This window comes from Cellulomonas sp. ATA003 (assembly GCF_031582905.1).
In the GTDB taxonomy this organism is placed as follows: domain Bacteria; phylum Actinomycetota; class Actinomycetes; order Actinomycetales; family Cellulomonadaceae; genus Pengzhenrongella.
Genome location: NZ_CP133990.1, coordinates 2310214 through 2336378, shown reverse-complemented (window position 1 = coordinate 2336378; position 26165 = coordinate 2310214). Strand labels below are relative to the sequence as shown.

The following is a 26165-nucleotide window of genomic DNA, read 5'->3' as shown; positions in this document are numbered from 1 at the left end:
GCCGGACCGCGGACGTCGGCGGTGCGGAGAGGAGATCAGAGCCCGAGCTCGGACTCGAACGCCCCCTCCTCGATGCGGTTCTTGACGGCCATCAGGTAGCGCGCCGCGTCGGCGCCGTCGACCAGGCGGTGGTCGTACGACAGCGACAGGTACATCATCGAGCGGATCGCGATGCTCTCGGCGCCGTCGGCGTCGGTGAGCACCACGGGACGCTTGACGATCGTGCCCGTGCCGAGGATCGCGACCTGCGGCAGCGCCACGATCGGGGTGTCGAAGAGCGCCCCGCCCGAGCCCGTGTTGGTGATGGTGAAGGTCCCGCCGGACAGGTCGTCCGGCGTGATCTTGTTCGCACGGGTCCGCGACGCGAGGTCGCCGATCCGGCGGGCGATCCCGGCGAGGTTGAGGTCCCCGGCGTCCTTGATGACCGGGACGACGAGCCCGCGCTCGGTGTCCACGGCGATGCCGAGGTTCTCCGAGCCGTGGTAGACGACCTGGTCGCCGTCGATGCTCGCGTTGATCTTCGGGTACGCCTTGAGCGCCTCGACGGCGGCCAGCGCGAGGAAGGGCAGGAACGTGAGGTTGGCGCCCTCGCGTGCCTTGAAGTCGTTCTTCGCCTGGGCGCGCAGCCGCGCGACGCGGGTCATGTCGACCTCGACGACCGTCGTGAGCTGCGCACCGGTCTGGAGCGACTGGACCATGCGCTCGGCGACGAGCTTGCGCAGACGCGACATCTTCTCGGTCGTGCCCCGCAGCGGCGAGACGGGGGCCGGAGCCGCCTTCTTCGCGGCCGCGGGCGCCTCGGCAGCCGGGGCGGGCTGCGCGGCGGCGGCCTTCGCGGCCTCCTCCGCCTTGGCGGCCGCCTCGAGGACGTCCTCCTTGCGGATACGTCCTCCGACACCGGTCCCGGTCAGCGACGAGACGTCGACACCCTTCTCCGCCGCGAGCTTGCGCACGAGCGGGGTGAGGTAGGTGCCCGACGCCGCCGGCGCGGGGAGCCCTTCGCGGGCTCCGGCGCCTTGGCCGGCTCGGGCTTCTTGGCGGGCTCGGGTGCCTTGGCGGGCTCCTCCGCCTTCGCCGGCTCCGGAGCGGTCTCGGCGGGCGGCGGGGCGACGTCGGGCGCCGCGGCCTGCGGGCTCGCCTCGGACGCGGCCGGGGCGGGCGCCTCCACGGTCTCCGGCTGGGACGGCGCGTCGGACGGCGCCGAGCCGGAGCCGATCAGCGCGAGCGGCGCACCGACCTCGACCGTCTCGTCCTCCTGCACGAGGATCTGCTGCAGGGTGCCGGCGACCGGGGACGGGATCTCGGTGTCGACCTTGTCGGTCGAGACCTCGAGCAGCGGCTCGTCGACGGCGACGTCGTCGCCCACGGCCTTGAGCCAGCGCGTGACGGTGCCCTCGGTGACGCTCTCACCCAGCGCGGGCATGACGACCTGCTCGCCGCCGCCGCCACCACCGTTGCCACCGCTGCCGCCGCCGTCGGACGGCGTCGCGCCGCCCTGGCCGGCGCCGGGGCCCTCGTCGGACGCGCCGCCGTAGGTGCCCTCGGCCTCGGGCGGGGGACCGCCGTAGCCCTCACCCATGTCGGCCGCCTCGGCGCTACCGGTGACGCCGGCCTGGGCGCCCGTGTCGGCCGACGCGCCGCCCTGCGGGGCCGGGGTGCCGGGGGCGTCGGTGGCCGGCGCCTGCTGCTGGGCCGGCGCCTCCTCCTGGGCGGAAGCGTCCTGCTGGGCGGGTGCGGACGGCTCCTCGCCGCCACCCTCGCCCGAGCCGATCAGGGCCAGCTCGGCGCCGACCTCGACCGTCTCGTCTTCCTCGACCAGGATCTTCTCCAGGACGCCCGCGAAGGGCGACGGGATCTCGGTGTCGACCTTGTCGGTCGAGACCTCCAGCAGCGGCTCGTCGACGGCGACGGTGTCGCCGACCTGCTTGAGCCAACGGGTGACGGTTCCCTCGGTGACGCTCTCACCGAGCGCCGGCATCTGCACGGAGTCAGCCATGACCGCTCGTGTCTCCTTCGATCGTGGTGGTCAGTTGTGGGCGTGCAGAGGCTTGCCGGCGAGGGCCAGGTGGGCCTCTCCGAGTGCCTCGTTCTGCGTCGGGTGGGCGTGGACGAGCGAGGCGACGTCCTCGGGGTAGGCCTCCCAGTTCACGATGAGCTGGCCCTCCCCGATGAGCTCGCCGACGCGCGCACCGATCATGTGCACGCCGACGACCGGGCCGTCCTTCTGGCGCACGAGCTTGATGAAGCCGGCCGTCGCGAGGATCTGGCTCTTGCCGTTGCCGCCCAGGTTGTACTCGAGCACCTCGACGTTGTCGGCGCCGTGGATCTCCTTGGCCTTCGCCTCGGTCAGGCCGACCGAGCCGATCTCGGGCTCGGAGTAGGTCACGCGCGGGATGCCGGACTCGACGATGACCTGCGGGCCCAGCCCCGCGATCTCCTCGGCGACGAAGATGCCCTGGGCGAAGCCGCGGTGCGCGAGCTGCAGGCCCGGGACGATGTCGCCGACGGCGTAGATGTTGCCCACGCCGGTGTGCAGGCGCTCGTTCGTCAGCACGAACCCGCGGTCGACCTTGATGCCCTGCTCCTCGTAGCCGAGGTTCGCGGTGTTGGGCCCGCGCCCGACGGCGACCAGCAGCAGCTCCGCGTCGAACGTCTTGCCGTCCTCGAGCGTGACGTGGACGCCGTCCTCGGTCTGGGTCGCGCCCTGGAAGCGGACGCCGAGGTTGAAGGTGATGCCGCGCTTGCGGAACGCGCGCTCGAACGCCTTCGACAGCGCCTCGTCCTCGTTCGCGACGAGGTGGGGCAGGGCCTCGATGATCGTGACCTCGGCACCGAAGGAGCGCCACACGCTGGCGAACTCGGAGCCGATGACCCCGCCGCCGAGCACGATGACCGACTTGGGCACGCGGTCGAGCTGCAGCGCCTGGTCGGAGGTGATGATGTTGCCGCCGATCTCCAGACCGGGCAGCGACCGCGCGTAGGAGCCGGTGCCGAGGACGATGTGGCGGCCGGTGATGCGCTGACCGTTCACCTCGACGGCGTCGGTGCCGACGAGCTTGCCCCAGCCCTCGAAGACCTCGATCTTGCGGGACTTGATCAGCCCCTGGAGCCCCTTGTAGAGGCGCCCGATCACGGTGTCCTTGTACTTGTTCACACCGGCCATGTCGATGTGGTCCAGGGTCGTGTGCACCCCGAAGCTCGCGCCCTCGCGGGCGTTGTCGGCGAGCTCGGCGGCGTGCAGCAGCGCCTTGGTCGGGATGCAGCCGTTGTGCAGGCAGGTGCCGCCGAGCTTGCCTCCCTCGACCAGGGCGACCTTGAGGCCGAGCTGGGCGCCGCGCAGGGCGGCCGCGTAGCCGCCGCTCCCTCCGCCCAGGACGACGATGTCGAAAACGGTGCCGTTCGTGTCGGCCACGTGGGAACTCCTCCGGCGCAGGCGTGTGGTGTTGTCCATGCTCGCGGTCATCTTGTCACCACGCGACCGCGAGCCCTAACCGGGACGCGCGGTCGCAGGTGTGACCGTCCGGACACCGGCGCGCGGCTAGCCTGCAGGGATGGGTCTGTTCTCACGCCGCCGCCGCGTCGCCGGAGTCGACGGCGCCTCGGCATCCAAGGAGGCGCAGCGCGCCACCCTGGACCACCTGGCCGACTTCGTGCGGACCCGGGTGGGGGTCGAGGGGTACGTCGAGCCGGCCACCAACGTCACGCCGGTGACGCTCATGCTCATCGCGACCACGGGGAGTGGACCCGGCGCCGGGTGCCGGACGAGCGCACCGCGCACGGCGTCGCGAAGGACCTCGGCATCCCGGTGTACGACGTCCAGCGCACGGGTTACCCGCAGCGCATGCGGGACTGGAACAGCCGGCAGCGTCCGCGCCGACGCTGACCGCGCCCGCACCGCACTCGCATCTGCGCACGGAGCGGGCCGACCGGTCGACGTGGCCGTTCAGTCGAAGTGGCAGAACACGTCACCCTCGACCACCGCCGCGACCGGGCCGTCCCACAGTGCGACGAACCTCTCCGCGTCGGCGCGGCCGGCGAAGTAGAGCGGGACCCCGAACGCCTGCCCGCCCGGCACGCCGAGCGGCTCCCACGCGTCGGCCTGGCAGGAGAGCGGGGTCTGCAGGCCCTCGTACCCCACGGCCTCGACCCGGGCGACGGCCTCGTCGAGGTCGCTCGCGGACGGCCCCGCGTCGACCGCGAGCCAGACCACGGTCAGCGGGTCGGGGCCGCCCTGGATCGCGGTCCGCTCGGGGACGGCCGCGGGCCACGCGGGGTCGGCCGGTGACGGCGTCGTGGGCCGTGGAGCCGGCGGGCGCGCGGTGGGGACGAGCGGCTCGGGCACGGCCGGGGGCTGGGGGCACGGCGGCGCGGGTGCGGAGGGAGCGGGTGCCGCCGGCTCGGGGTCCGGGGCCGGTCGGCCCGGGGTGGGGGGCGCCGGTGCCGGCGTCGGGCGGGACGGCGACGCCGGGGACGGCTGCGGTGCCGGTGCGGCGGGTGGCCGCGTGGCCGGCGGCGCCCCGTCCGACGGCGCCCCGTCAGACGGCGGGTCGTCCGAGGGGCCCGGGTCCGCGGGGGCCGGCACCGGGCCGGGAGGCGCCGCGGTCCCGTCGCGACCCGGCTGGTCCGCCGCGTCGTCGTCGGGCACGGCGGCCGAGGTGGTGGGCGAGGCGGTGCGCGCAGGCGCCGCCGCCGCGCCCGCGTCACCCCCGGCGGCGCACCCGGCGACCGCGAGCAGCGCCGCGAGCACCAGCGCGCAGGACCTGCGTGTCGCCGTCATGCCCGCATCGTCCCAGGCGCGGCCCGCGGCGACGGGTCCGTCCCGCCCACCGGGCGGCTACTTCTTGCGGCGCCCCGCGGCCGCGCGCTGCTCGACGAGCGCGAGCATCGTGCGCACGCCCACACCCGTGCCCCCGACGGGCGTGTACCCGTGCGCGGACTTCTCGTTGAACGCCGGACCGGCGACGTCGAGGTGCGCCCACGGCGTGGACCCGACGAACTCGCGCAGGAACACACCGGCGGTGAGCATGCCGCCGGCGCGCTCGCCGATGTTCGCCAGGTCGGCGACCTTGGACTTGAGGCCGGCGAGGAGCTCCTCGGGCAGCGGCATCGGCCAGAAGGCCTCACCGGCCGTGTCGGCGGCGGCGACGACCTCGGCGCGGACGTCATCGGTCCCCATGACCGCCGAGACGCGGTTGCCGAGCGCGACGACCTGCGCGCCGGTGAGGGTCGCGATGTCGAGCACGACGTCGGGGCCCTCCTCGATCGCCGCGACGAGCCCGTCGGCCAGGACGAGGCGACCCTCGGCGTCGGTGTTGAGCACCTCGACGGTCTTGCCGCCGCGGATGGTGATGACGTCGGACGGGCGCTGGGCGGTGCCGGACGGCATGTTCTCGGCGAGGCACAGCCACCCGGTCACGGCGACCGGCAGCTCGAGCCGCGCCGCGGCGACCACGGTCTGCAGGACGGCGGCGGCACCGGCCATGTCGGACTTCATCGCCTCCATGCCGGCCGCGGGCTTGATCGAGATGCCGCCGGAGTCGAACGTGATGCCCTTGCCGACGAGGGCGACCTTCGCGACCGGGCGCGACGGCGTGTAGGCGACCTTGACCAGACGCGGTCCGCGCGCGGAGCCGAGGCCGACGCCGAGCAGGCCGCCGTAGCCACCGGCGGCGAGCGCCTTCTCGTCCAGCACGGTCACCTTGACGCCGGTGCCCTTGACGGCGGCACGGGCGCTGTCCGCGAACGCGGCCGGGTAGAGGTCGTTGGGGGCCGCGTTGACCAGGTCGCGCGTCCCGTGGACCGCGGCGGCGACGACCTCGGCACGGTGGACCGCGGCCTTCGCCGCGGCGTCGCGGTCGAGCGGCGTGAGCACCTCGAGCGCGCTGACCGCCGCTCCCTTCGCCGCGGCGACGTCCCCGCGGTAGCGCAGGAAGGCGTAGGCGCCGAGCAGGGCTCCCTCGGCGACGGCGGCGAGCTCGTTCGGGCGGTCCGCCGGCAGGGCCAGCGCGACGGTGCCGGTGCCCGCGAGCTCGCGCGTCGCCGCGCCCGCGGCCCGGCGCAGCGCCTCGGGGGCGACCCGGTCGGTCTGGTCGCCGAGCCCGGTGAGGACGAGGACGGGGGCGGTGACCTGGCCCGCGGTGGGGAGCCGGCGGACCTCGTCGACCGCCCCGGTCAGGCCCAGGGTGGTCGAGGAGCGCATGAGCTGGCCGCGCAGGTCCGCCGGGAGGGCGTCCGCCCCGACGAGCACGACGCCGTCCGGGGTGGAGGCGGTCGCGACGACGAGGGCGTCCGCGACGACGAGGGCAGGATCGGTCGAGGTGAGAGTCAGCTGGGGCACGGATGAATGGTAGTGCGCGCCGACGGTAGCCTCGGGGACCGTGCTCCCACCCCTGGCGGTCCTCGCCGCGCTGCTGGCCGTCGCCCTCGCCGGCTGGGCCGTCGTCTTCACCGTCCGCGACCGTGCGGTGGTGCTGCGCCAGCTGTGGGGCGCCGCCGTCGTCGAGGGCGTCATGGTCCTGCAGGTCGTCGCCGGACTGGTCGAGACGGCGCGGGGGAACGGGCCGGACGACGCCGTCACCTTCTGGGGCTACCTCGCCACCGCGCTCGTCCTGCTGCCGGTCGCGGCCGCCTGGGCGTTCGCCGAGAGAACCCGTTGGAGCTCGGTCGTGCTGCTCGTCGCCGCGCTCACGGTCGTCGTCATGCAGTGGCGCCTCGTTCAGGTCTGGACCGGCGCGTGAGCGCACGTGGGCCGGCGCCCGCCGCGGGGCCCGCAGCCGGGCACGGCTCCCCGACGGCGTCCGGACCGGGCCGCGTCCTGGTCGCGGTGTACGGCGTGTTCGCCCTCGCGGCGTCCGCGCGTGCCGGGGTGCAGCTGCTGCGGGACTGGCACGAGGCGCCGGTCGCGTACGGGCTGTCCGCGCTGGCCGCGGCGGTCTACTGGGTCGCGACCGTCGCGTTCGCCCGCGGTGCCCGCCGCGTCGCGGGGGCCGCGGTCGTCGTCGAGCTGGTCGGCGTCCTCGTGGTCGGCACGTGGTCGCTGATGGACCCCGGGTCGTTCCCGCGCGCCACGGTGTGGTCCGGCTTCGGCAGCGGGTACGGCTTCGTGCCGCTCGTCCTGCCGTTGGTCGGGCTGGCGTGGCTGTGGCGGTCCCGCCTGATGCCGGGCACGCCGGGGGCGCCGGGTACGCCGGGCACGCCGGGCGCAGCCGGGCGCGGCGGTCCCGATCCGGCTGCCGGTCCGACCGCCGGTTAGGTTGGCCCCGTGTACCGGCTCCTCTTCGACCTCGTGCTGCGCCGGCTCGACCCGGAGCGCGCCCACCGGCTCGGGTTCGCCGCCGTCCGCGCCGCGGCCGCCACCCCGGGCCTGTCCACCGCGCTCGCCCGCCTGCTCGCGCCGCCGCCCGGCGCCGGCGTCCACGTGTTCGGGCGGGACGTGCCGGGGCCGTTCGGACTCGCCGCGGGGTTCGACAAGAACGCCCACGGGGTGCGCGGCCTGACGATGCTCGGCTTCGGGTTCGTCGAGGTGGGCACGATCACCGCGCACGGCCAGCCGGGCAACGAGCCCCCGCGGCTGTGGCGTGAGCCCGATCAGGGCGCCCTGCGCAACCGGATGGGCTTCAACAACGACGGCGCCGCCGCGGTCGCCGCGCGGCTGCGGCGACTGCGCGCGACGCCCGCCGGACGCCGCCTCGTCGTCGGCGTCAACATCGGCAAGACCAAGGCCACCCCGGCCGAGGAGGCCGCCGGTGACTACGCCACCAGTGCGCGGCTGCTCGCGCCGTACGCCGACTACCTCGTGGTCAACGTGTCGTCGCCGAACACCCCGGCCTGCGCGACCTGCAGTCCGTCGCCGCGCTGCGGCCCATCCTCGTCGCGGTCCGCTCCGCCGCCGACGAGGTCACCACGGGCCGCGGGCCCGTCCCCCTGCTCGTCAAGATCGCGCCGGACCTGTCCGACGACGACGTCGACGCCGTGGCGGACCTGGCACGCGAGCTCGGCCTCGAGGGCGTCGTGGCGGTCAACACGACCATCGCGCACACGCTGGGCGAGGGCGGCCTGTCCGGTCCGCCCGTGCTGGGCCGCGGGCTCGAGGTCGTCGGACGGCTGCGTCGCCGGCTCGGTCCGGACGCCGTCGTCGTCGGCGTCGGCGGGGTCACCACGCCCGACGACGCCCGCGCGTACCTCGAGGCGGGAGCGACCCTGGTGCAGGGCTACACCGGGTTCGTCTACGCCGGGCCGTTCTGGGCGTCGCGGATCAACCGTGCGCTCGCGACCGACCTCCCGTCCCGGACGGGGGCCACGGCGTGATCCGTCCGCAGTGGGTGTGGGAGCTCGACGACGCGGAGGGGCAGGTCCTCGACGTGCCGGTGAGCCCGCTGTTCAGCAACCAGTTCGACGCCGAGCAGTGGCTCGGTGAGCACTGGCGCGAGCTCGCCGCCCAGGACGTCGCGGTCGCCCGGCTGCTGCACGAGGGCGCGCAGGTGGCGGCGCCCGTGCCGCTGCGCGTCCCGTGAGCGACCGGTGAGGGGCGCGTCGCCCGCCCGCTCCGAGCGGGTCACGCGGCGACTCGTCCAGCTCGCCGTCGGCCTCGTGCTCTACGCGCTGTCGATCACCCTTCTCGTGCGGTCGGGGCTGGGCAACATGCCCTGGGACGTGCTGAGCCAGGGCGCCTCGCGGCAGACCGGCTGGTCCTTCGGCGTGCTGACCATCCTCATCAGCGTGCTCGTCCTGGCGTGCTGGATCCCGCTGCGCCAGCGCCCCGGGTTGGGGACGGTGGCGAACGTCCTGGTCATCGGCGCGCTCGTCGACCCGTTCCTGGCCGTGCTGGCCCGCCTACCGGACCCGCTGCCGCTGTGGGGCGCGGTCGCGCTGGCCGTCGGCGGCATCGGGCTCAACGGGCTCGCCACCGCGCTGTACATCGGAGCCCGGATGGGCCCCGGGCCACGGGACGGGCTCATGACCGGGCTGGTCCGGCGGACCGGGCGACCGGTCGGGCTCGTGCGCACGTCCATCGAGGTCGCCGTGGTGGCCGTCGGCTGGGTGCTGGGCGGGACGCTGGGGCTCGCCACGTTGGCCTACGCCGTCGGCATCGGTCCGATCGTGCACGTGCTGCTGCCGCGGCTCACCGTCCCGGTCCGCACGGTGCACGTGGACCCGCGGGACGCCGCCGTCGCCGCGGTCCCCGGTGGTGACGCGCCGTCCGACCCGGCGTCACCCGCCCCGCGGGGCGTCTAGGGCGCAGGCGGCCCGGGGCGCGAGGCGCGACGCGCCCGGACCCGCGACGCGCCCGGACCCGCGTGGGTCCGGGCGCGTGCGACGTGCCCGACGTCGCGTCGGCGACGCGTGCCCGGGCGGTCGACGCCGCGGTCAGACCGGACGCTTCTGCGGCGCCCCTGCGGCCGTGCGGCCCGGGTCGCGCTCGACGGCGTCCCCGAGCACCTTGTCGATCTTCGTGAGGAGCCTCTTCGGGATCTCGACGCCGGACGCCTGCACGTTGTCCACGACCTGCTCGGGGCGCGACGCCCCGATGATCGCGGCGGCGACGTTCTGGTTCTGCAGCACCCACGCGACAGCGAGCTGCGCCATCGTGAGGTCCAGCTCCTCGGCGACGGGCTTCAGGGCCTGGACGCGCTCGAGGATGGTGTCGGTCATGAACCGCTGGATCATCTTCGCGCCGCCCTTCTCGTCCGTGGCGCGCGAGCCCTTCGGCAGGTCCCCGCCCGGCGTGTACTTGCCGGTCAGCACGCCCTGCGCGATGGGGGAGAAGACGATCTGCGACACCCCGAGCTCTTCGGACGCCGGGACGATCTCCCCCTCGATGACCCGCCACAGCATCGAGTACTGCGGCTGGTTCGAGACGAGCTGGAAGCCGAGGTCCTTCGCGCGCGCGTGACCCTCGCGGATCTGGTCCGCGGTCCACTCGCTGACGCCGATGTAGAGGGCCTTGCCCTGCCGGACGATGTCGGCGAACGCCTGCATCGTCTCCTCGAGCGGCGTCTCGGTGTCGTACCGGTGCGCCTGGTAGAGGTCGACGTAGTCGGTCTTGAGCCGCGTCAGCGAGCCGTTGATCGACTCCATGATGTGCTTGCGGGACAGGCCGACGTCGTTCGGCCCCTGCGGGCCGGTCGGCCAGTACACCTTCGTCAGCAGCTCCAGCGACTCCCGTCGCTGACCCTGAGCGCCTTGCCGAGCACCTTCTCGGCCTTCGTGTTGGCGTACACGTCGGCGGTGTCGAAGGTCGTGATGCCGGCGTCGAGCGCGGCGTGCACGCACGCCGTCGCTGCCTCGTTCTCGACCTGCGAACCGTGCGTGAGCCAGTTGCCGTAGGTGATCTCGGAGATCTTCAGGCCCGAGTTGCCCAGGTAGCGGTAGTTGACCATGGCGCGACCCTAGGCGAGCGACCCCACCGCGGCATGCCGGGCCCACCGGGCAGGCCGTGGTCAGGCGGTCGTCAGACGGGGTACTCACCGCGCTTGACCTGCGGCTTGGGCAGGCGGGCACGCCGCAGCTGGAAGACCCGCAGCACGGCGTACATGGCCAGGCCGCGCTGCTGACCGTCCTCGCCGAACTTCGCGGCGAGCTTCTTCTTCAGCCGCCGCCACATGATGAAGGCGTCGAGCAGCGTGAGGAAGACGATCCCGTACAGCGTGAAGATGACGATGGCGGCGGCGGTGATGTTGTTGCCGAAGAGCAGGGTGAGCACGACGAACACCATGGCCACCGGCAGGAAGAACTCCCCGAGGTTCCACCGGGCGTCGACGTGGTCGCGGATGTAGCGGCGCACCGGCCCGCGGTCCTTGAGGGGCAGGTACCGCTCGTCGCCGGTCTGCATCGCCTGGAACTGGCGGTCGCGCTCCGCGCGCGCCGACGCCCGGGCCGCCTTCGCGGCGGCCTTGCGGTCGGTCGGCACGAGAGGGCGCTTGTTGGCGGCCTCGGCGGTGCGGCGCTTGGGGTTGGGCGACCCTTGCCGACGGTCACCAGGCCCGGGACCGGCTCCTCCTCGGCGGGCGCGGGGGCGGGGTGGCGTCGGACTGCTTGCGGGAGAACACCCGCCCAGGGTAGTCGAGCCGCCGGGTAGCGTGACCGCCCGTGACCGACGCGCACCCCTCCCCGGCCTCGTCCCGTCCCCGTCCGTCCCCGGCGCCGCTCCTGCGGTGTCGTCGGGCGCGCCCGACCCGGGGCCCTGGCGCAAGCGCGTCGCCGCGGTCTTCCCGGGTCTGCGCGCCGACCTCGAGGCCCTCGTGCGGATCCCGAGCGTGTCCAACGCGGCGTTCGACCAGGGGCACGTCCGGGCGAGCGCCGACGCCGTCGCCGCCCTGCTGACCGACGCGGGCATGCCCGAGGTGCAGGTCCTGAGCGTCACGACGGCGGACGGCAGCGAGGGCGCTCCCGCGGTCGTCGCCCGCCGACCGGCCGCGCCGGGGGCGCGCACGGTGCTCCTCTACGCACACCACGACGTGCAGCCGCCCGGGGACGACGCCGCCTGGGACACCGAGCCGTTCGTCCCGACCGAGCGCGACGGCCGCCTGTACGGGCGCGGCGCCGCGGACGACAAGGCCGGCGTCGTCGCGCACGTCGGTGCGCTCCGCGTGCTCGGCGACCACCTCGCCGGGTCCGGGCTCGGCGTCACGGTCTTCGTCGAGGGTGAGGAGGAGGTCGGCTCGCCCACGTTCGCCGCCTTCCTCGCCGAGCACCGCGAGCTGCTGCAGGCCGACGTCATCGTCGTCGCCGACTCCGCGAACTGGCGGGTGGGCGTCCCCGCGCTGACCACGTCCCTGCGCGGCCTCGTCGACCTCGAGGTCGAGGTCGAGGTGCTGGACCACGCCGTCCACTCGGGCATGTTCGGCGGCCCGGTGCTCGACGCCCTCACGCTGCTGTCCCGGCTCGTGGCGACGCTGCACGACGACGCCGGCGACGTCGCCGTGCGGGGCCTGGTCAGCGCCCCGGACCCGGGCGTCGACTACCAGGAGGCGGACCTGCGCGCCGACGCCGCCGTGCTCGACGGCGTCCGGCTCGCCGGCACCGGTCCGCTCACCGCGCGGTTGTGGACCAGGCCGGCGATCGCGGTGATCGGCATCGACGCGCCCAGCGTCGCCCGGGCCTCCAACACGATCACGCCCCGCGCGACCGCCAAGATCTCGCTGCGGATCGCCCCCGGCCAGGACCCGGCCGAGGCGCTCGCGGCGCTGCGCACCCATCTCGTCGAGCACGCGCCGTTCGGTGCGCGCGTCACGGTGCGGGACGGCGAGCTGGGTAAGCCGTTCCAGGCCCCGGCCGACTCCGACGCCATGCGCGCCGCGCGTGCCGCCTTCGCCGAGGCGTGGGGGACGCCGCCGGTCGACACCGGCATCGGTGGGTCCATCCCGTTCATCGCCGACCTCCTCGGGGAGTTCCCGGAGGCGTCGATCCTCGTGACCGGGGTCGAGGACCCGGACTCGCGCGCGCACGGTGCCAACGAGTCGGTGCACCTCGCCGAGCTCGAGCGGGTCGTCCTCGCCGAAGCGCTGCTGCTCGACGCGCTCGGGCGGCGCTGAGGCCGGGCGGCGTCGCGGGGCCGTCGGATCGGGGCGGTCGGACCGCGGGGTCGTCAGACCGGGGGCGGTCAGACCGGGGAGCGGGGTCGTACTGGATGGCGCGGCGCACGCCGCGGGCCATGTCGACGCTCTCCAGCCGCGCGACCAGGTGCAACGACATGTCGATCCCGGCGGACACCCCGGCCGCGGTGATGACGTCGCCGTCGTCGACGAAGCGGGCCTCGGTGTCCGCGAGCACGCTGGGGTCGATCTCCGCGAGCTCGTCGAAGGCGCCCCAGTGCGTCGTCGCCGGCCGACCGGCCAGCACGCCCGCCGCCGCCAGTACGAGCGCACCGGTGCACACGCTCGCGACGAGTGGCACCTGCGCCCGCACCGCGCGCACCCACGCCAGGTGCTCGCGGTCCCGGACCAGGCGCCGGGTGCCCTGACCACCGGGGTACACCAGGACGTGCAGCGGGCCGACGTCGTCGGCGGACGCGTCCGGGACGATCCGCAGGCCCTTCGCAAGCCGGACGCCGGCGCCGTCGGCGGAGAAGGTGAGCACCTCGGGGCGGAGCTCGGACAGCCGGGCCCACGCGGCGAGGACCTCCCACGGCCCGACGACGTCGAGCTCCTCGGCGTCGTCGAACACGAAGACCCCGACCCGCAGCGGGCTGCCCGTGGTCATCGGCGTGCTCCGTCCCGCGCCGCCGGTGCCCTGCGGGTCAGGGCGCGGCCGCGGCGCTCGCGTCGGCGATCGTCCCACGTCGGAGGTGGGCGTGCTGTGTGCCAGGATCCGCGGATGCGCGTGCTGGTGGCCCCCGACTCCTTCGGCGACGCGCTGCCCGCGACCGCCGCCGCCCGCGCGATCCGCGACGGATGGCTCACCACGGCGCCGCACGACGATGTCCGCACGCTGCCGCTCACCGACGGGGGCGCCGGGTTCGTCCGGACGCTGCACGACTCGCTCGGCGGCGAGCTGCTCTCCGCGACGGTCCGCTCACCGTCCGGGCAGCCGGTGCCCGCGGCCCTCCTGGTGGTCGACGACCCGGCCGGAGGGCGGACCGCCTACGTCGAGGCCGCTCACGCGACCGGACGCGGGCTCGTGCCGGCGGGCCACCCCGGTCCCGGCCGGGCTACCTCGCTGGGCGTGGGGGACCTGCTCCGGTCGGCCCGCGGGACCGGTGCCACGCGCGTCGTCGTCGGCGTCGGCGACGCGGCGAGCAACGACGCGGGGGCCGGGATGCTGGCCGCGCTGGGCGTGGGACGGGACGTGGTCGGCAGCCCGGGCGACGACGGCGGCGTGCTCGCCGGCGGCGGGCTCGGTCTGGCCACCGTGTCCGACGACGACCTCACCGGGCTGGCGGCCGCACGTGCGGACTGGGCCGGGATCCGGCTCGTCGCGGTGTGCGCGGCGGACCGCCCCCTCCTCGGCCTGCACGGTGCGAGCGCGGGCGCCACCGACCACGGTGCGTCGCCCGAGGAGTCCCAGGCGCTCGAGCGGGCCCTGGGCCACTTCGCGCACGCGGCGGTCGCCGCGCTCGGGCCCGACGCCGTCCGCCCGGACCTGCTCGCGTCCGCGCGGCCGGCCACGCCGGTGGCGCGCCTGGCGGGGCTGCCCGGCGCGGGAGCCGGTGGCGGCCTGGGGTTCGCGCTGGCCCTGCTCGGGGCGCGGGTGGTCCCCGGTGCGGCATGGGCCGCCGACGAGGTGCGCCTCGACGACCGGCTCGCCGCGAGCGACCTCGTGGTGACGGGCGAGGGCGTCGTCCGCGTCCGGTCCGTCCACGACGCCGTGACCGCGACCGTCGCCGCGCGTGCGCTGGCGTGCGCGGTCCCCACCGTGGTGATCGCCGGCCAGGTGCTCGTGGGCCGTCGCGAGCTCGCGTCGGCCGGGATCAGCGCCGCGTACCCGGTGAGCGACCCCGGCGCCGGGCCGGTCGTCGCCGGCGACGGCCCCGGGGAGGCGCCGGCGGCGCTCGCCTCGCGGGCGGCGCGGGTCGCCCGCACCTGGTCCCGGTGACCGTCGGCACGCACCCGCACGGTGCGTGCTGACGCCCGCGAGCGGGAGTCGTAGGGTGGGTGGAACAACCAGCACAGCGTGCGACGTTGACACCGGCGATCACGCGATGCGGGCGCCCTGGCGTCCGGACCGCCGCCCGAGACCCCGCGGAGAGACCATGAGCGAGACCACCCAGACCGCGACGCACGGCGTCGTCCTCACCGACGTGGCTGCCGGCAAGGTCCGGACCCTGCTGGAGCAGGAGGGCCGCGACGACCTGCGCTTGCGCGTCGCCGTGCAGCCCGGCGGCTGCTCGGGCCTGATCTACCAGCTCTACTTCGACGAGCGCGTGCTCGACGGCGACGCGCTGCGCGACTACGACGGCGTCGAGGTCGTGGTGGACAAGATGAGCGTGCCGTACCTCGAGGGCGCGACGATCGACTTCGCGGACACCATCGAGAAGCAGGGCTTCACGATCGACAACCCGAACGCGGGCAGCTCGTGCGCGTGCGGCGGCTCGTTCGCCTGATCGACCACGCTCGACCCTCGGCAGGGGCCCGGTACCGCTCGCGGTACCGGGCCCCTGCTGCGTGGTCGGTCGGCCCGACGCCCGTGTCCGACCGATCCCGGCGGCGGAGGGCGGCGCGGTGACCCCGCTGCGCTCCGGCCCGCGCTGAGCCCCGCTGTGGCGGGCCGCGCCCGGCCGGCCGCGCCCGGCGGGCCGGGTGGTGTCGCTCACAGTCGGGAGGACCTCCCACGGCACCGCGAGCCCCCGCTGCCGTTCGGGACGTGGTCGGAGGCCTGTTGGGGCGGCCGGACGGCCGCGGTCGCGGCTGCGGCAGGCATCGGGGCCTGCGCGCCTGGACCGACACCGTGCGTCCGAGGAGATACGCTGACTCGCGTCGAGGACGAAGGTCCCGGACCAGTGCTCAGGCCCCGGCCGTTGCCGCTGCCGGACGTGACGTGAAAGGCCCCCTTGCGCTCGCAAATCAACCGCCCGAACCGGCGACCGGCCCGTCGGGCCGCCGTGCTGGTCACGGCCGTGGCGCTCATCGCCAGCGGCTGCTCCGCCGAGGTGCAACGTGGATTCCTCCCCGGTTACGAGGACGCCCAGGTCACCAACCAGACCGAGCGCATCACCGACCTGTGGGTCGGTTCCTGGATCGCCGCGCTGATCGTCGGTCTGATCACCTGGGGCCTGATCCTGTGGTGCGTCACCGTGTACCGGAAGCGGAAGTCCGACGACAAGCTCCCGATCCAGCTGCGCTACCACGTGCCGCTCGAGATCACCTACGTCGTCCTGCCGATCATCCTGGTCGGGGTGCTGTTCTTCTACACCGCGCGGGACATCTCCGAGATCGAGGACGTCTCGACCGCGAACCCCGACATGACCGTCCAGGTCGTCGGGAAGCAGTGGAGCTGGGACTTCAACTACCTCGACGAGGGCGTCTACGAGTCCGGTGTCCACGCGCAGGACGTCGGTGAGCCCGGCAGCTTCGACCAGCTGCCCACGCTGTACCTGCCGGTCGACGAGCGCGTCGAGTTCGTCCTCGACGCCCGCGACGTCATCCACTCGTTCTGGGTCCCCGCGTTCCTCTACAAGAAGGACATGATCCCGGGGCGCACGAACACGTTCCAGGTGATCCCGACCCGCGAGGGCGTCTACGCCGGCAAGTGCGCCGAGTTCTGCGGCGAGGAGCACTCGTCGATGCTGTTCAACGTCGCCGTGGTGTCCCGTGCGGAGTTCGACGCCCAGATGGACGCCCTGCGCGAGCGGGGCCAGACCGGCGAGCTCGGGCTCGAGCTGAACCGCGTCCAGGACGGGAACAGCTCGGCCCCCGGCACGCAGAGGAACGAGAACTGACATGGCCACCGATACCGCACAGTCGGCACCGTCTGCCGAGCACGTCGAGCCGCTGATCCCGGGGCTGCCGCCGCGGCGTCAGACGCTCGGCCGGACGGTGATCAAGTGGATCACCTCCACCGACCACAAGACGATCGGGTACCTGTACCTCATCTCGTCGTTCATCTTCTTCTGCATCGCCGGCCTCATGGCGCTGCTCATCCGCGCGGAGCTCTTCACGCCGGGCATCGACATCGTGCAGAGCAAGGAGCAGTACAACCAGCTCTTCACCATGCACGGCACGATCATGCTGCTGCTGTTCGCGACCCCTCTTCGCCGGCTTCGCGAACGTCATCACGCCGCTCCAGATCGGTGCGCCCGACGTCGCCTTCCCGCGGCTCAACATGTTCGCCTACTGGCTGTACCTCTTCGGCGGGCTCATCGCGTGCGCCGGCTTCTTCACCCCGCAGGGCGCCGCGTCGTTCGGGTGGTTCGCCTACGCGCCGCTGTCGGACACGACGTTCACGCCAGGGCTCGGGGGAGACCTCTGGGTGTTCGGCCTCGCCCTGGCCGGGTTCGGCACGATCCTCGGTGCGGTCAACTTCATCACCACGATCGTCACCATGCGTGCACCCGGCATGACGATGTTCCGGATGCCGATCTTCACCTGGAACATCCTGGTGACCAGCATCCTCGTCATCATGGCGTTCCCGCCGCTCGCGTCCGCGCTGTTCGCCCTCGGTGCCGACCGGCGCCTCGGCGCCCAGGTGTTCAACCCCGAGAACGGGGGCGCCATCCTGTGGCAGCACCTGTTCTGGTTCTTCGGGCACCCCGAGGTCTACATCATCGCGCTGCCGTTCTTCGGCATCGTCTCGGAGATCCTGCCCGTCTTCAGCCGCAAGCCCCTGTTCGGCTACAAGGGCATCGTCTTCGCGACGATCGCCATCGCGGCGCTGTCCGTCACGGTGTGGGCGCACCACATGTACCCGACCGGCGCGGTCCTGCTGCCGTTCTTCGCCGTCATGACGATGCTCATCGCCGTCCCGACCGGGGTGAAGTTCTTCAACTGGATCGGCACGATGTGGCGCGGGAAGCTGACGTTCGAGACGCCGATGCTGTGGTCGATCGGCTTCCTCGTGACGTTCCTCTTCGGTGGTCTGACCGGCATCATCCTGTCCAGCCCGCCCCTCGACTTCCACGTCACCGACACGTACTTCGTGGTCGCGCACTTCCACTACGTCGTGTTCGGCACGGTCGTGTTCGCGATGTTCGCCGGCTTCTACTTCTGGTGGCCGAAGTTCACCGGGCGCATGCTCGACGAGAAGCTGGGCAAGATCCACTTCTGGACGCTGTTCGTCGGGTTCCACATGACGTTCCTCATCCAGCACTGGCTCGGCGTGGTGGGCATGCCCCGCCGGTACGCCGACTACGCGCCGGAGGACGGCTTCACCTGGATGAACCAGGTGTCCACGATCGGGTCCTTCCTGCTGGCCGCCTCGACGTTGCCGTTCCTGTGGAACGTGTACGTGACGTGGCGCAAGGCGCCCAAGGTGACCGTGGACGACCCGTGGGGCTTCTCCAACTCCCTCGAGTGGGCCACGAGCTGCCCGCCGCCGCGGCACAACTTCACGTCGCTGCCGCGCATCCGGTCCGAGCGTCCCGCCTTCGACCTGCACCACCCCGAGGTCGCGGCGATGGACTTCGCGACGCCGGACGGGGGCTTCTTCGACTGGGAGTCCGACCACGGGGGCCAGCGCGAGCAGGCCCAGCAGCGGATGGCCGACGGCTCCGGTGAGCCGGAGCAGGCCGCACAGGGCACCGTCGGTGACGGCGTGCGCCCGGACGACACCGAGGAGGCCGGCGATGAAGACCGAGTCCAGGACGTTCCTCTACATGACCCCATGGTTCCTGCTCGTCGCGGTCGTGTACGCGCTGTGGAGCGGGTTCGAGCCGGTCGGGTCGCTGGCACTACTGCTCACCGCTGGGCTCTCGCTCATGATCGGCGCGTACTTCGCCGCCCTCGTGCGGCGCATCGACGCCCGTCCCGAGGACGACCCGAACGGCGACATCGAGCAGGGTGCCGGCGACCAGGGCGTGTTCAGCCCGTGGAGCTGGTGGCCGCTCGCCATCGCCGCTGCGGCCGCGGTGGTCTTCCTCGGCCTGGCGGTCGGCTGGTGGCTCGTCTACGTCGGTTCCGCGCTCGGCATGCTCGCCCTGGTCGGCTGGGTCTTCGAATTCTCCCGCGGGCAGCACGCGCACTGATCCACACCGCGTCGACGACGGCGCCTCGCCCCTCGGGGTGGGGCGCCGTCGTCGTCCCCGGGCGGGCATCGTGGTCCCACCGCCGGCGTCCGTCGACAGCACCGTCTGGGGCAGGGGCAGGGGCAGGGGCAGGGGCAGTCGGGCGTGGCCGCGGAACGCCGCTCGGGCGGGTTCGACGCCGGCTCCCGACCCGGGGCATGGCCCACGGACGGCACGCCGGGCATCGTATGACCCGGGCCGTCTGCCGGGCGCGACGGCGGTCGTGACCTTGCGGTCGCGGTCGCGGTCGGGCCCCGCGCGGCGTCTATCCACTAAGGCCTGAGGTGCCGCCCGCGCTCCGACGTCAGCCCGTCCGGGCCCATCCCCTCGGCGTCGGCACGCGCGCGCCGCGCCGGGCGGCACGCGCGTCGCAGCTCGGAACGCACGGTGAGCGTGTGCGGTACCGCCCGGCGGAGCGCGTGCCAGCCCGCGTAGCGGTTCGGGACGGTGGGCGGCCGGACGTGCCCCACGGCGCCGTCGTTCGCCCTGCACGCCCGCGGACGGGGCACCGGCCTGGCCGACGAAGTTCGGAGCCCGGGGAGCGGCGAAGGAGGCCGCCGTCGACCCGACCGGTGACGGTCCCGACCGGTGAGGCCCTCGACGTGCGGCGCGCCCCCGGGGGTGCGCCGTCGAGATCCGAGGGCGACCGCCCCGGGAGCCCTGGTCGCCTGCTCGCCGGTCGTACGCAGGAGCGCCGGCACCCCCGTGAGGGTACCGGCGCTCAAGCCGCGGCAGTCGTGACCGCGAGGACGACGCAGAGGCGTCAGGCGGGGACGATGAGCCCCGCCGTCTGGGTGCGTGCGCGAGCGAGACGCTCGGTCGCGTCGGCCCAGTTCACGACGTTCCACCACGCCTTGACGTAGTCCGCCTTGACGTTGAAGTAGTCCAGGTAGAAGGCGTGCTCCCACATGTCCAGCATGACGACGGGCACGAGCCCGAGCGCGATGTTGTTCTGCTGGTCGTACATCTGGACCACGACGAGCTTGCTACCGATGGAGTCCCAGGCCAGGACGGCCCAGCCGGAGCCCTGCAGCCCGAGCGCGGCGGCTGTGAAGTGCTTCTGGAAGCCGTCGAAGGACCCGAACGACTCGTCGATCGCGGAGGCGATGTCACCCTCCGGCCCGCCCGCACCGGCCGGCGTCAGGTTCTGCCAGAACACCGAGTGGTTGACATGGCCACCGAGGTTGAAGGCGAGGTTCTTCTCGAGGCCGTTGACCGTCTCCAGGTTCCCGCTGTCACGGGCGTCCGCGAGCTTCTCCAGAGCGGTGTTCGCCCCGGCGACGTAGGTCGCGTGGTGCTTGTCGTGGTGCAGCTCCATGATCCGGCCGGAGATGTGCGGCTCGAGAGCGGCGTAGTCGTACGGCAGGTCGGGGAGGGTGTACTTAGCCATGAATGCGTGCCTTTCGTCGGGCCGCACCCGGGAGGTGCGGCGTCGAGCATGTGGTCGTCACCGCCGCCGGGCATCCAGCGGCGGTGACGACCCGGACAACTCTTCCAGGCTCAGCGGTTGCGCGCGTCCGGTGCCGAGCCGTCAGCGGGCTCGGCGATGGTCCGTCCGCCGCCAGGCGCCGTGCCCTCGAGCTCGCGAGGCGTCGCCGCGTGCGACCCGCCCTCGAGCTCGTCGTGCGCGCCGTGCGAGTGCGCCGCGGCGAGCTCGGCCGGGGTGACCGGCTCGATGCGGTCCTCGAAGAAGACACGGGACAGGCGCTGGCGCACCGTGTCGATCCGGTAGCCCTTGCGTCGGACACCGCGGGAGTCGACCGGGGGAGCGATCTCGAGCGGGCGCTCGGGCTCGTAGCCGACCCGCAGCCACCGCTCGTGCTCGTCGAGCGGACGGTGCACCTCGATGTACTCGCCGTTCGCGAACCGGACGATGCGACCGGTCTCGTGACCGTGGAGCACGAGCTCGCGGTCCTTGCGCTGCAGGCTCAGGCAGATGCGCTTGGTGATGATGAAGGCCAGGACCGGACCCACGAAGAACAGGACGCGGAAGACCCGGATGAGGTCGTTGAGCGACATGTAGAAGTGGGCGGCCACCAGGTCGTTCGCACCGGCCAGCAGCAGGATGAAGAACGCGGTGAGGATCGCCACGCCGAAGGCCGTGCGGAACGGCCGGTTGCGCGGGCGGTCCAGGACGTGATGCTCGCCCGTGTCCTTCGTGACGAAGGCCTCGACGAACGGGTACAGCGCCAGCAGGCTGAACAGGATTCCGGGGACGATCACCGCGGGGATGAGCACGTTGAGCGACAACGTGAACCCGCCGATCACCCACTCCATGCCGGCACCCGGCATGAGCCGCAGCGCACCCTCGAGGAAGAGGATGTACCAGTCCGGCTGCGCGCCGGCCCCGACCGGGGACGGGTCGTAGGGCCCGTAGTTCCACACCGGGTTGATCGTCATCGTCGCCGCCATGAGGGCGATCACGCCGAAGACGATGAAGAAGAAGCCACCGGCCTTCGCGACGTACACCGGGAAGAGCGGGAAGCCGACGACGTTCTTGTCGTTGCGACCCGAGCCGGGGTACTGGGTGTGCTTGTGGACGACCACGAGCAGCAGGTGGACGACGATGAGCGCCAGGATCAGCCCCGGCACCAGCAGGATGTGGACCGTGAACAGGCGCGGGATGATGTCCATCCCCGGGAACTCGCCACCGAAGATGAAGTACGACATGTAGGACCCGATGATCGGGATCGACCGGACGACACCGTCGGTGATGCGCAGGCCGTTGCCGGACAGCACGTCGTCGGGCAGCGAGTAGCCGGTGAAGCCGGCCGCGAGGCCGAGGATCATCAGGACGAAGCCGACGAGCCAGTTGATCTCGCGCGGCTTGCGGAAGGCGCCGGTGAAGAACACGCGCATCATGTGCACGACGATCGACGCGACGAAGATCAGCGCGGCCCAGTGGTGGATCTGCCGCATGAGCAGGCCACCGCGGACCTCGAAGGACAGGCGCAGCGTCGAGGCGAACGCCTCGGACATCTCGACGCCGTTCATCGCCGCCCACGGGCCGTCATAGGTGGTGTGGCCCATGCTCGGCACGAAGAAGAGCGTGAGGAACACACCGGAGATGAGCAGGACGACGAAGGAGTACAGCGCCACCTCGCCCAGGAGGAAGGACCAGTGGTCGGGGAAGACCTTGCGCGCGAACTGCTTGACCGCCGCGCCGACACCGGTGCGCTGGTCCAGGTAGTCCGCGCCGGCGGATGCGCCGCGCTCGAGTGTGCTCACTTCAGACGCTCCCAGTAGCTTGGGCCGATCGGTTCGTGGAAGTCGCTCTGGGCGACCAGATAGCCCTCGTCGTCGACGGTGATCGGCAGCTGCGGCAGGGGGCGGTTGGCCGGGCCGAAGACGACCCTCGCGCCGTCGGCGAGGTCGAAGGTCGACTGGTGGCACGGGCACAGCAGGTGGTGCGTCTGCTGCTCGTAGAGGGCGACGGGGCACCCGACGTGGGTGCAGATCTTCGAGTAGGCGACGATCCCCTCGTACGACCAGCTGCGCTTCTCCTCGGTCTCCTTGAGGTCGCGCGGGTCCATGCGGACCATGAGGACGACGGCCTTGGCCTTCTCGTCGAGCGGGTGCTCGGCCTCCTCCAGGTCCGCCGGGATGACGTGGAACGCGGAGCCGATGGTCACCTCGGCGGCGCGGATGGGGCGGCCCGACGGGTCGATCGCGAGCCGGGTGCCCTCCTTCCACCACGTGTGCTTGAACTTCGAGACGTCCCAGTCGTCACCGACCTCGCCGATGAGCGGGACGGCGATCGACAGCGGCGCGAGGGCCAGTGCGGACACCATCGCGCCCTTCAGCACGCCACGACGCCCGATGGAGGAGTCCTCGACCCCGTCCTTGAGGTCCTGGACCGCTGCGGCGCGCGTCTCGGGCGAGCTGATGAGCGTGTGCCGCTCGTCCGTGCGCTCGTGGTCGTTCATCAGCGTCTTGGCCCAGTGGACCGCGGCCGCGCCGATCCCGAACATGCCGAGGAACAGGCCGAGGCCCAGCAGGAGGTTGGACGTCCGCATGCTGCCGACGGTCTCGCCCGGCGGCACGAGCACGTACGCGACGAGGAAGCCGATCGTCCCGAGGACCGAGAGCGCGAACAGGAAGACGACCTGACGCTCGGCACGCTTGTTGGCGGCGGGGTCGACGTCGGCGCGGCGCAGCCGGTGCGGGGCGTGGCCCGGGTCGGTGAAGCGCTCGGGCAGATTCGCTCCCGAGCCGTCGCGCGGCGTCAGACCGGTGGACGTGTTGTGGTCGGTCACGAGGACTTGGCTCCGATCCAGACGCTGCAGGCGATGAGGAGGCCGATGCCGACGATCCAGGCCCAGATGCCCTCGCTCACGGGGCCGAGGGCGCCGAGCTCGATGCCGCCGGGGCTGCCGTCGCGCTGGGCGACGATGTAGGCGATGACGTCGCGCTTCTCCTCGGGGGTGAGGTTGGCGTCGTTGAAGACAGGCATCGCCTGCGGGCCGGTCTGCATGGCCTCGTAGATGACCGTGGGCGTGCTGTCGTAGAGGGCGGGGGCGAACTTGCCCTCGGAGAGGGCGCCGCCGGCGCCGACCGCGTTGTGGCACATGGAGCAGTTCGTGCGGAACAGGGCCATGCCGTTGGCGACGTCGCCGTCTGCCGGGTCGACCTGCTCGGCGGTGGGGATTGCCGGGCCGTACCCGAGCGACGCGACGTAGGCGGCGAGCGCGGCGACCTGCTCGTCGTTGAACTGCGGCGGCTTGGCGAGCGCCTGCGGGCCGTTGGCCTGCATCGGCATGCGGCCGGTGCCGACCTGGAAGTCGACCGAGGCGGCGCCCACCCCGATGAGGGACGGTGCGTCCTGCGTGCCCTCGGCGTTCATGCCGTGGCACGTGGCGCAGTTCGCCTGGAACAGCTCGGAGCCGGTCTCGATGTCGCTCGCGCTGGCCTCGGCCGCACCGGCCGGGGTCGGCATGAACGCGGCGTACAGGCCGCCGGTGACCAGCAGCGCCAGCAGGAGCAGCACGACCGGGGCGGACCGGTGGTGCCTGCGGGCTGCAAGTGCCTTCACGGAGTAGTCCTCGTCTCGCGGGTGGGGAGCAGGTACGGACGGTGTGCCCGCATGGCCGGTACCGGACCGGTCACGCGGTGGTCACCGCAGGAGGTAGATCACCGCGAAGAGGGCGATCCAGACGACGTCGACGAAGTGCCAGTAGTAGGAGACCACGATCGCCGTCGTCGCCTCGTGGTGACCGAAGCGCTTTGCGCTGAACGAGCGGCCCAGCAGGAAGAGGAAGGCGATGAGACCGCCGATGACGTGCAGGCCGTGGAAGCCGGTCGTGAGGTAGAAGACCGACCCGTACGGGCTCGAGGAGATCGTGAGGCCCTCGCGGACGAGCTCGGCGTACTCGTAGATCTGGCCGCCGATGAAGACGGCGCCCATGAGGTAGGTGAGCGTCATCCACTCGTTCATGCCCCACTTGTTCACCGCCAGGAGCGAGCCGGTGCGGCTGGGCTGGAACCGCTCGGCCGCCCACACACCCAGCTGGCAGGTGACCGACGACAGCACGAGGACGGTGGTGTTCGCGAACGCGAACGGCAGGTTGAGCAGCTGCGTCTGCTCGGCCCACACCTCGGGTACCTGGGAACGGAGCGTGAAGTACATCGCGAAGAACCCCGCGAAGAACATCAGCTCGCTGGCGAGCCACACGATCGTCCCGACCGACACGGGGTTCGGTCGGTTGACGCTCACGTGGACTGAGGTGCTGGAGGCAGCCGTTGCGGTCGACACGCAGCCCATTATGGGGGAGAAGCTGTGAAGGTGGGCGCACGAGCCGACGTGTGGGGCGCGGTAAATGTCACATCGTCACTTCGCCGTGACCTGCATCCGACGACGCTCCCCGGCTCCGACCCCGTCGCACCTGCGACCGACCGTCGTCGTGTTGGTCCCGGCCGGTGCCGACTCCGGCAGGCAGACCGGCACGCGCACCGGGACGCACGCCGCAGGCCATGTGCGTGCCAAGATGCCACGCGAGACGCACGGGACACGGACGGCGGAACGGGGCGGGCATGACCATCGAGCTCAGCGGAGTGGGCGGCGCAGCGATCGGGGAGCGCGCTCCGCGCGTGCTGCTGTACAGCGACGACGTCGACACGCGCAGCCAGGTCCGCCTGGGCGTGGGGCGCCGGCTGGCGAAGGGCGCACCGGACATCCAGTGGGTCGAGGTGGCCACCCACCCGGTCGTCGTCCAGACCGCCGACGCCGGTGACCTCGACCTGATGATCCTCGACGGCGAGGCCGCCAAGTCGGGCGGGATGGGGCTGTGCCGCCAGCTCAAGCACGAGGTCTTCGACTGCCCCCGTGCTCGTGCTGACGGGGCGCACCCAGGACGCCTGGCTCGCGTCGTGGTCGCTCGCCGACGCGGTGCTGTCCCACCCCTCGACCCGGTCGAGCTGCAGCGCGTCGTCGCGGACCTGCTGCGGGCCCGCATGGCGCGCGGATGACGGCGCCCACCTGGTCGGGCCTGCTCACCGGGCTCGTCTCCGGTCGGGACCTGACGTCGGAGGAGACCTCCTGGGCGATGGGTGAGGTGATGGCAGGCAGCGCCTCCCCGGCGCGCCTCGCGGCCTTCCTCGTCGCGCTGCGCGGGAAAGGCGAGACGGTCGGAGAGCTCACCGCCCTTGCCGACACGATGCTCGAGCACGCGCTGCGCATCGAGGTGCCCGGCCGCACGGTCGACCTGGTCGGCACGGGCGGCGACCGGGCGCACACCGTCAACATCTCGACGATGGCCGCGCTGGTCGTCGCGGGGACTGGGACGACCGTGGTGAAGCACGGCAACCGGGCGGCGTCGTCGTCCTCGGGCTCGGCGGACGTTCTCGAGGCCCTCGGGATCCGCCTCGACCAACCGGTCGAGCGGGTCGCGCAGATCGCGCACGAGGTGGGCATCACCTTCTGCTTCGCCGGCATGTTCCACCCGTCGATGCGGCACGCCGCCGTGGTGCGGCGCGAGTTGGGCATCGCCACGGCTTTCAACTTCCTCGGGCCGATGACGAACCCCGCGGCGCCCGCGGCCACCGCCGTGGGGGTCGCGGACCCGCGGATGGCGCCGCTGATCGCCGGCGTGTTCGCGTCGCGGGGGACCGACGCCCTGGTGTTCCGCGGCGAGGACGGGCTCGACGAGCTCGCCCCGACGGCGCGCTCGCGTGTGTGGGAGGTGCGCGACGGCGTCGTGACGGAGGAGGTGCTCGACTCGGTCGCCGACCTCGGGCTGGCGCCGGCCGAGGTCGCGGACCTGCGGGGCGCCGACGCCGCGTACAACGCCGACGTCGCACGCCGCCTGCTCGACGGCGAGCCGGGGCACGTGCGCGACGCCGTGGTGCTCAACGCCGCCGCGGCGCTCGTCGCCGACGGGTCGCTCGTCGCGACCGACGGCTCGCTCGCGGAGCGGCTCACGGCGGCGATGTCCGTGGCCGCCGCGGCGATCGACGACGGTGCGGCCGCCGGGGTCCTGGAGCGTTGGCGGGTCGCGAGCGCCTGAGCGCCCAG

20 protein-coding genes and 6 pseudogenes are annotated in these 26165 nt (G+C 73.0%); 14 read left to right on the top strand and 12 right to left on the bottom strand.

The features are described from left to right. Nucleotides 1-35 precede the first annotated feature (35 nt). Nucleotides 36-1996: pseudogene (gene sucB / locus REH70_RS11580) on the bottom strand (2-oxoglutarate dehydrogenase, E2 component, dihydrolipoamide succinyltransferase). 30 nt (nt 1997-2026) lie between these two features. Continuing rightward, nucleotides 2027-3412 (bottom strand): dihydrolipoyl dehydrogenase, encoded by a 1386-nt coding sequence (lpdA, locus tag REH70_RS11575; protein WP_310754251.1) that lies wholly within the window; start codon nt 3410-3412, stop codon nt 2027-2029. A gap of 342 nt (nt 3413-3754) precedes the next feature. On the opposite strand from lpdA, the gene REH70_RS11570 reads away from it, so the two are divergent. Beyond that, a complete protein-coding gene (locus REH70_RS11570) occupies nt 3755-3883 on the top strand; it encodes a hypothetical protein (RefSeq protein WP_310747352.1) in 129 nt (42 codons plus the stop codon). Between the two features lie 60 nt (nt 3884-3943). On the opposite strand, the gene REH70_RS11565 is transcribed toward REH70_RS11570, so the two are convergent. Both REH70_RS11565 and REH70_RS11560 read right to left on the bottom strand, forming a co-directional pair. Next, complete coding sequence (locus REH70_RS11565; RefSeq protein WP_310747351.1) at nt 3944-4342, bottom strand: hypothetical protein; 399 nt, start codon at nt 4340-4342, stop codon at nt 3944-3946. Nucleotides 4343-4834: 492 nt separating this feature from the next. Continuing rightward, entirely contained in the window at nt 4835-6337 is a 1503-nt protein-coding gene (locus REH70_RS11560; RefSeq protein ID WP_310747349.1) for a leucyl aminopeptidase, read from the bottom strand. 40 nt (nt 6338-6377) lie between these two features. Between REH70_RS11560 and REH70_RS11555 the strand changes: the two genes are divergently transcribed. The 5 genes and pseudogenes from REH70_RS11555 to REH70_RS11535 all read left to right on the top strand — a co-directional run bounded on the left by REH70_RS11555 (nt 6378) and on the right by REH70_RS11535 (nt 9234). Further along, nucleotides 6378-6737 carry a hypothetical protein gene (locus tag REH70_RS11555; protein ID WP_310747346.1) on the top strand — a complete coding sequence of 120 codons (360 nt, stop codon included), beginning with the start codon at nt 6378-6380 and terminating at the stop codon, nt 6735-6737. Next, complete coding sequence (locus REH70_RS11550; protein WP_310747344.1) at nt 6734-7252, top strand: hypothetical protein; 519 nt, start codon at nt 6734-6736, stop codon at nt 7250-7252. Before REH70_RS11555 ends, REH70_RS11550 begins: the two co-directional genes overlap by 4 nt. A 9-nt stretch (nt 7253-7261) precedes the next feature. After that, nucleotides 7262-8307 (top strand): annotated as a pseudogene (locus REH70_RS11545) (quinone-dependent dihydroorotate dehydrogenase). Next, nucleotides 8304-8513 carry a hypothetical protein gene (locus REH70_RS11540; RefSeq protein WP_310747342.1) on the top strand — a complete coding sequence of 70 codons (210 nt, stop codon included), beginning with the start codon at nt 8304-8306 and terminating at the stop codon, nt 8511-8513. The pseudogene REH70_RS11545 and the gene REH70_RS11540 overlap by 4 nt, the downstream one beginning before the upstream one ends. Nucleotides 8514-8520: 7 nt before the next feature. Further along, on the top strand, nt 8521-9234 hold the full coding sequence (locus REH70_RS11535; RefSeq protein ID WP_310747340.1) for a hypothetical protein: 714 nt from the start codon (nt 8521-8523) through the stop codon (nt 9232-9234). 132 nt (nt 9235-9366) lie between these two features. Here REH70_RS11535 and REH70_RS11530 read toward each other — a convergent pair. Both REH70_RS11530 and REH70_RS11525 read right to left on the bottom strand, forming a co-directional pair. Next, nucleotides 9367-10379, bottom strand: a pseudogene (locus REH70_RS11530) (aldo/keto reductase family protein). A 71-nt stretch (nt 10380-10450) separates the two neighbouring features. Continuing rightward, the gene (locus tag REH70_RS11525; RefSeq protein WP_310747339.1) at nt 10451-10909 is read right to left on the bottom strand and encodes a DUF3043 domain-containing protein; all 459 of its coding nucleotides are present in this window, start codon (nt 10907-10909) and stop codon (nt 10451-10453) included. Between the two features lie 244 nt (nt 10910-11153). Between REH70_RS11525 and REH70_RS11520 the strand changes: the two genes are divergently transcribed. Further along, entirely contained in the window at nt 11154-12533 is a 1380-nt protein-coding gene (locus tag REH70_RS11520; RefSeq protein WP_310747337.1) for a dipeptidase, read from the top strand. A gap of 151 nt (nt 12534-12684) precedes the next feature. On the opposite strand, the pseudogene REH70_RS11515 reads toward REH70_RS11520, so the two are convergent. Continuing rightward, nucleotides 12685-13200 (bottom strand): annotated as a pseudogene (locus tag REH70_RS11515) (DJ-1/PfpI family protein); the annotation flags it as partial. Nucleotides 13201-13314: 114 nt separating this feature from the next. Here REH70_RS11515 and REH70_RS11510 point away from each other — a divergent pair. The 5 genes and pseudogenes from REH70_RS11510 (at nt 13315) to REH70_RS11490 (ending at nt 18616) form a co-directional block, all read left to right on the top strand. Next, nucleotides 13315-14532: a glycerate kinase gene (locus REH70_RS11510; RefSeq protein ID WP_310747336.1), complete on the top strand. Its 1218-nt coding sequence runs from the start codon at nt 13315-13317 to the stop codon at nt 14530-14532. A gap of 157 nt (nt 14533-14689) precedes the next feature. Next, entirely contained in the window at nt 14690-15040 is a 351-nt protein-coding gene (gene erpA / locus REH70_RS11505; RefSeq protein ID WP_310747334.1) for an iron-sulfur cluster insertion protein ErpA, read from the top strand. A gap of 447 nt (nt 15041-15487) precedes the next feature. Continuing rightward, the gene (gene coxB / locus REH70_RS11500) at nt 15488-16375 is read left to right on the top strand and encodes a cytochrome c oxidase subunit II (RefSeq protein WP_396134516.1); all 888 of its coding nucleotides are present in this window, start codon (nt 15488-15490) and stop codon (nt 16373-16375) included. A 1-nt stretch (nt 16376) separates the two neighbouring features. Next, nucleotides 16377-18052: pseudogene (gene ctaD, locus REH70_RS11495) on the top strand (cytochrome c oxidase subunit I); the annotation flags it as partial. 165 nt (nt 18053-18217) lie between these two features. Next, nucleotides 18218-18616: a cytochrome c oxidase subunit 4 gene (locus tag REH70_RS11490; RefSeq protein ID WP_310754249.1), complete on the top strand. Its 399-nt coding sequence runs from the start codon at nt 18218-18220 to the stop codon at nt 18614-18616. Between the two features lie 802 nt (nt 18617-19418). Here REH70_RS11490 and REH70_RS11485 read toward each other — a convergent pair. From REH70_RS11485 to REH70_RS11465, 5 genes are all read right to left on the bottom strand, one after another. Beyond that, nucleotides 19419-20045, bottom strand: a complete 627-nt coding sequence (locus tag REH70_RS11485; RefSeq protein WP_310747330.1) for a superoxide dismutase — start codon at nt 20043-20045, stop codon at nt 19419-19421. Nucleotides 20046-20155: 110 nt separating this feature from the next. Beyond that, the gene (locus REH70_RS11480) at nt 20156-21883 is read right to left on the bottom strand and encodes a cytochrome bc complex cytochrome b subunit (RefSeq protein ID WP_310747329.1); all 1728 of its coding nucleotides are present in this window, start codon (nt 21881-21883) and stop codon (nt 20156-20158) included. Further along, nucleotides 21880-22911, bottom strand: coding sequence for a Rieske 2Fe-2S domain-containing protein (locus tag REH70_RS11475; protein ID WP_396134515.1), 1032 nt, complete (start codon nt 22909-22911; stop codon nt 21880-21882). The genes REH70_RS11480 and REH70_RS11475 overlap by 4 nt, the downstream gene beginning before the upstream one ends. Beyond that, a complete protein-coding gene (locus tag REH70_RS11470) occupies nt 22908-23687 on the bottom strand; it encodes a c-type cytochrome (RefSeq protein ID WP_310747327.1) in 780 nt (259 codons plus the stop codon). The genes REH70_RS11475 and REH70_RS11470 overlap by 4 nt, the downstream gene beginning before the upstream one ends. Before the next feature lie 81 nt (nt 23688-23768). Further along, nucleotides 23769-24416, bottom strand: coding sequence for a heme-copper oxidase subunit III (locus tag REH70_RS11465; RefSeq protein WP_310747326.1), 648 nt, complete (start codon nt 24414-24416; stop codon nt 23769-23771). 269 nt (nt 24417-24685) lie between these two features. On the opposite strand from REH70_RS11465, the pseudogene REH70_RS11460 reads away from it, so the two are divergent. After that, nucleotides 24686-25120: pseudogene (locus REH70_RS11460) on the top strand (hypothetical protein). Next, entirely contained in the window at nt 25117-26157 is a 1041-nt protein-coding gene (gene trpD, locus REH70_RS11455; RefSeq protein ID WP_310747325.1) for an anthranilate phosphoribosyltransferase, read from the top strand. Before REH70_RS11460 ends, trpD begins: the two are co-directional and overlap by 4 nt. The last annotated feature ends 8 nt before the right edge of the window (nt 26158-26165 follow it).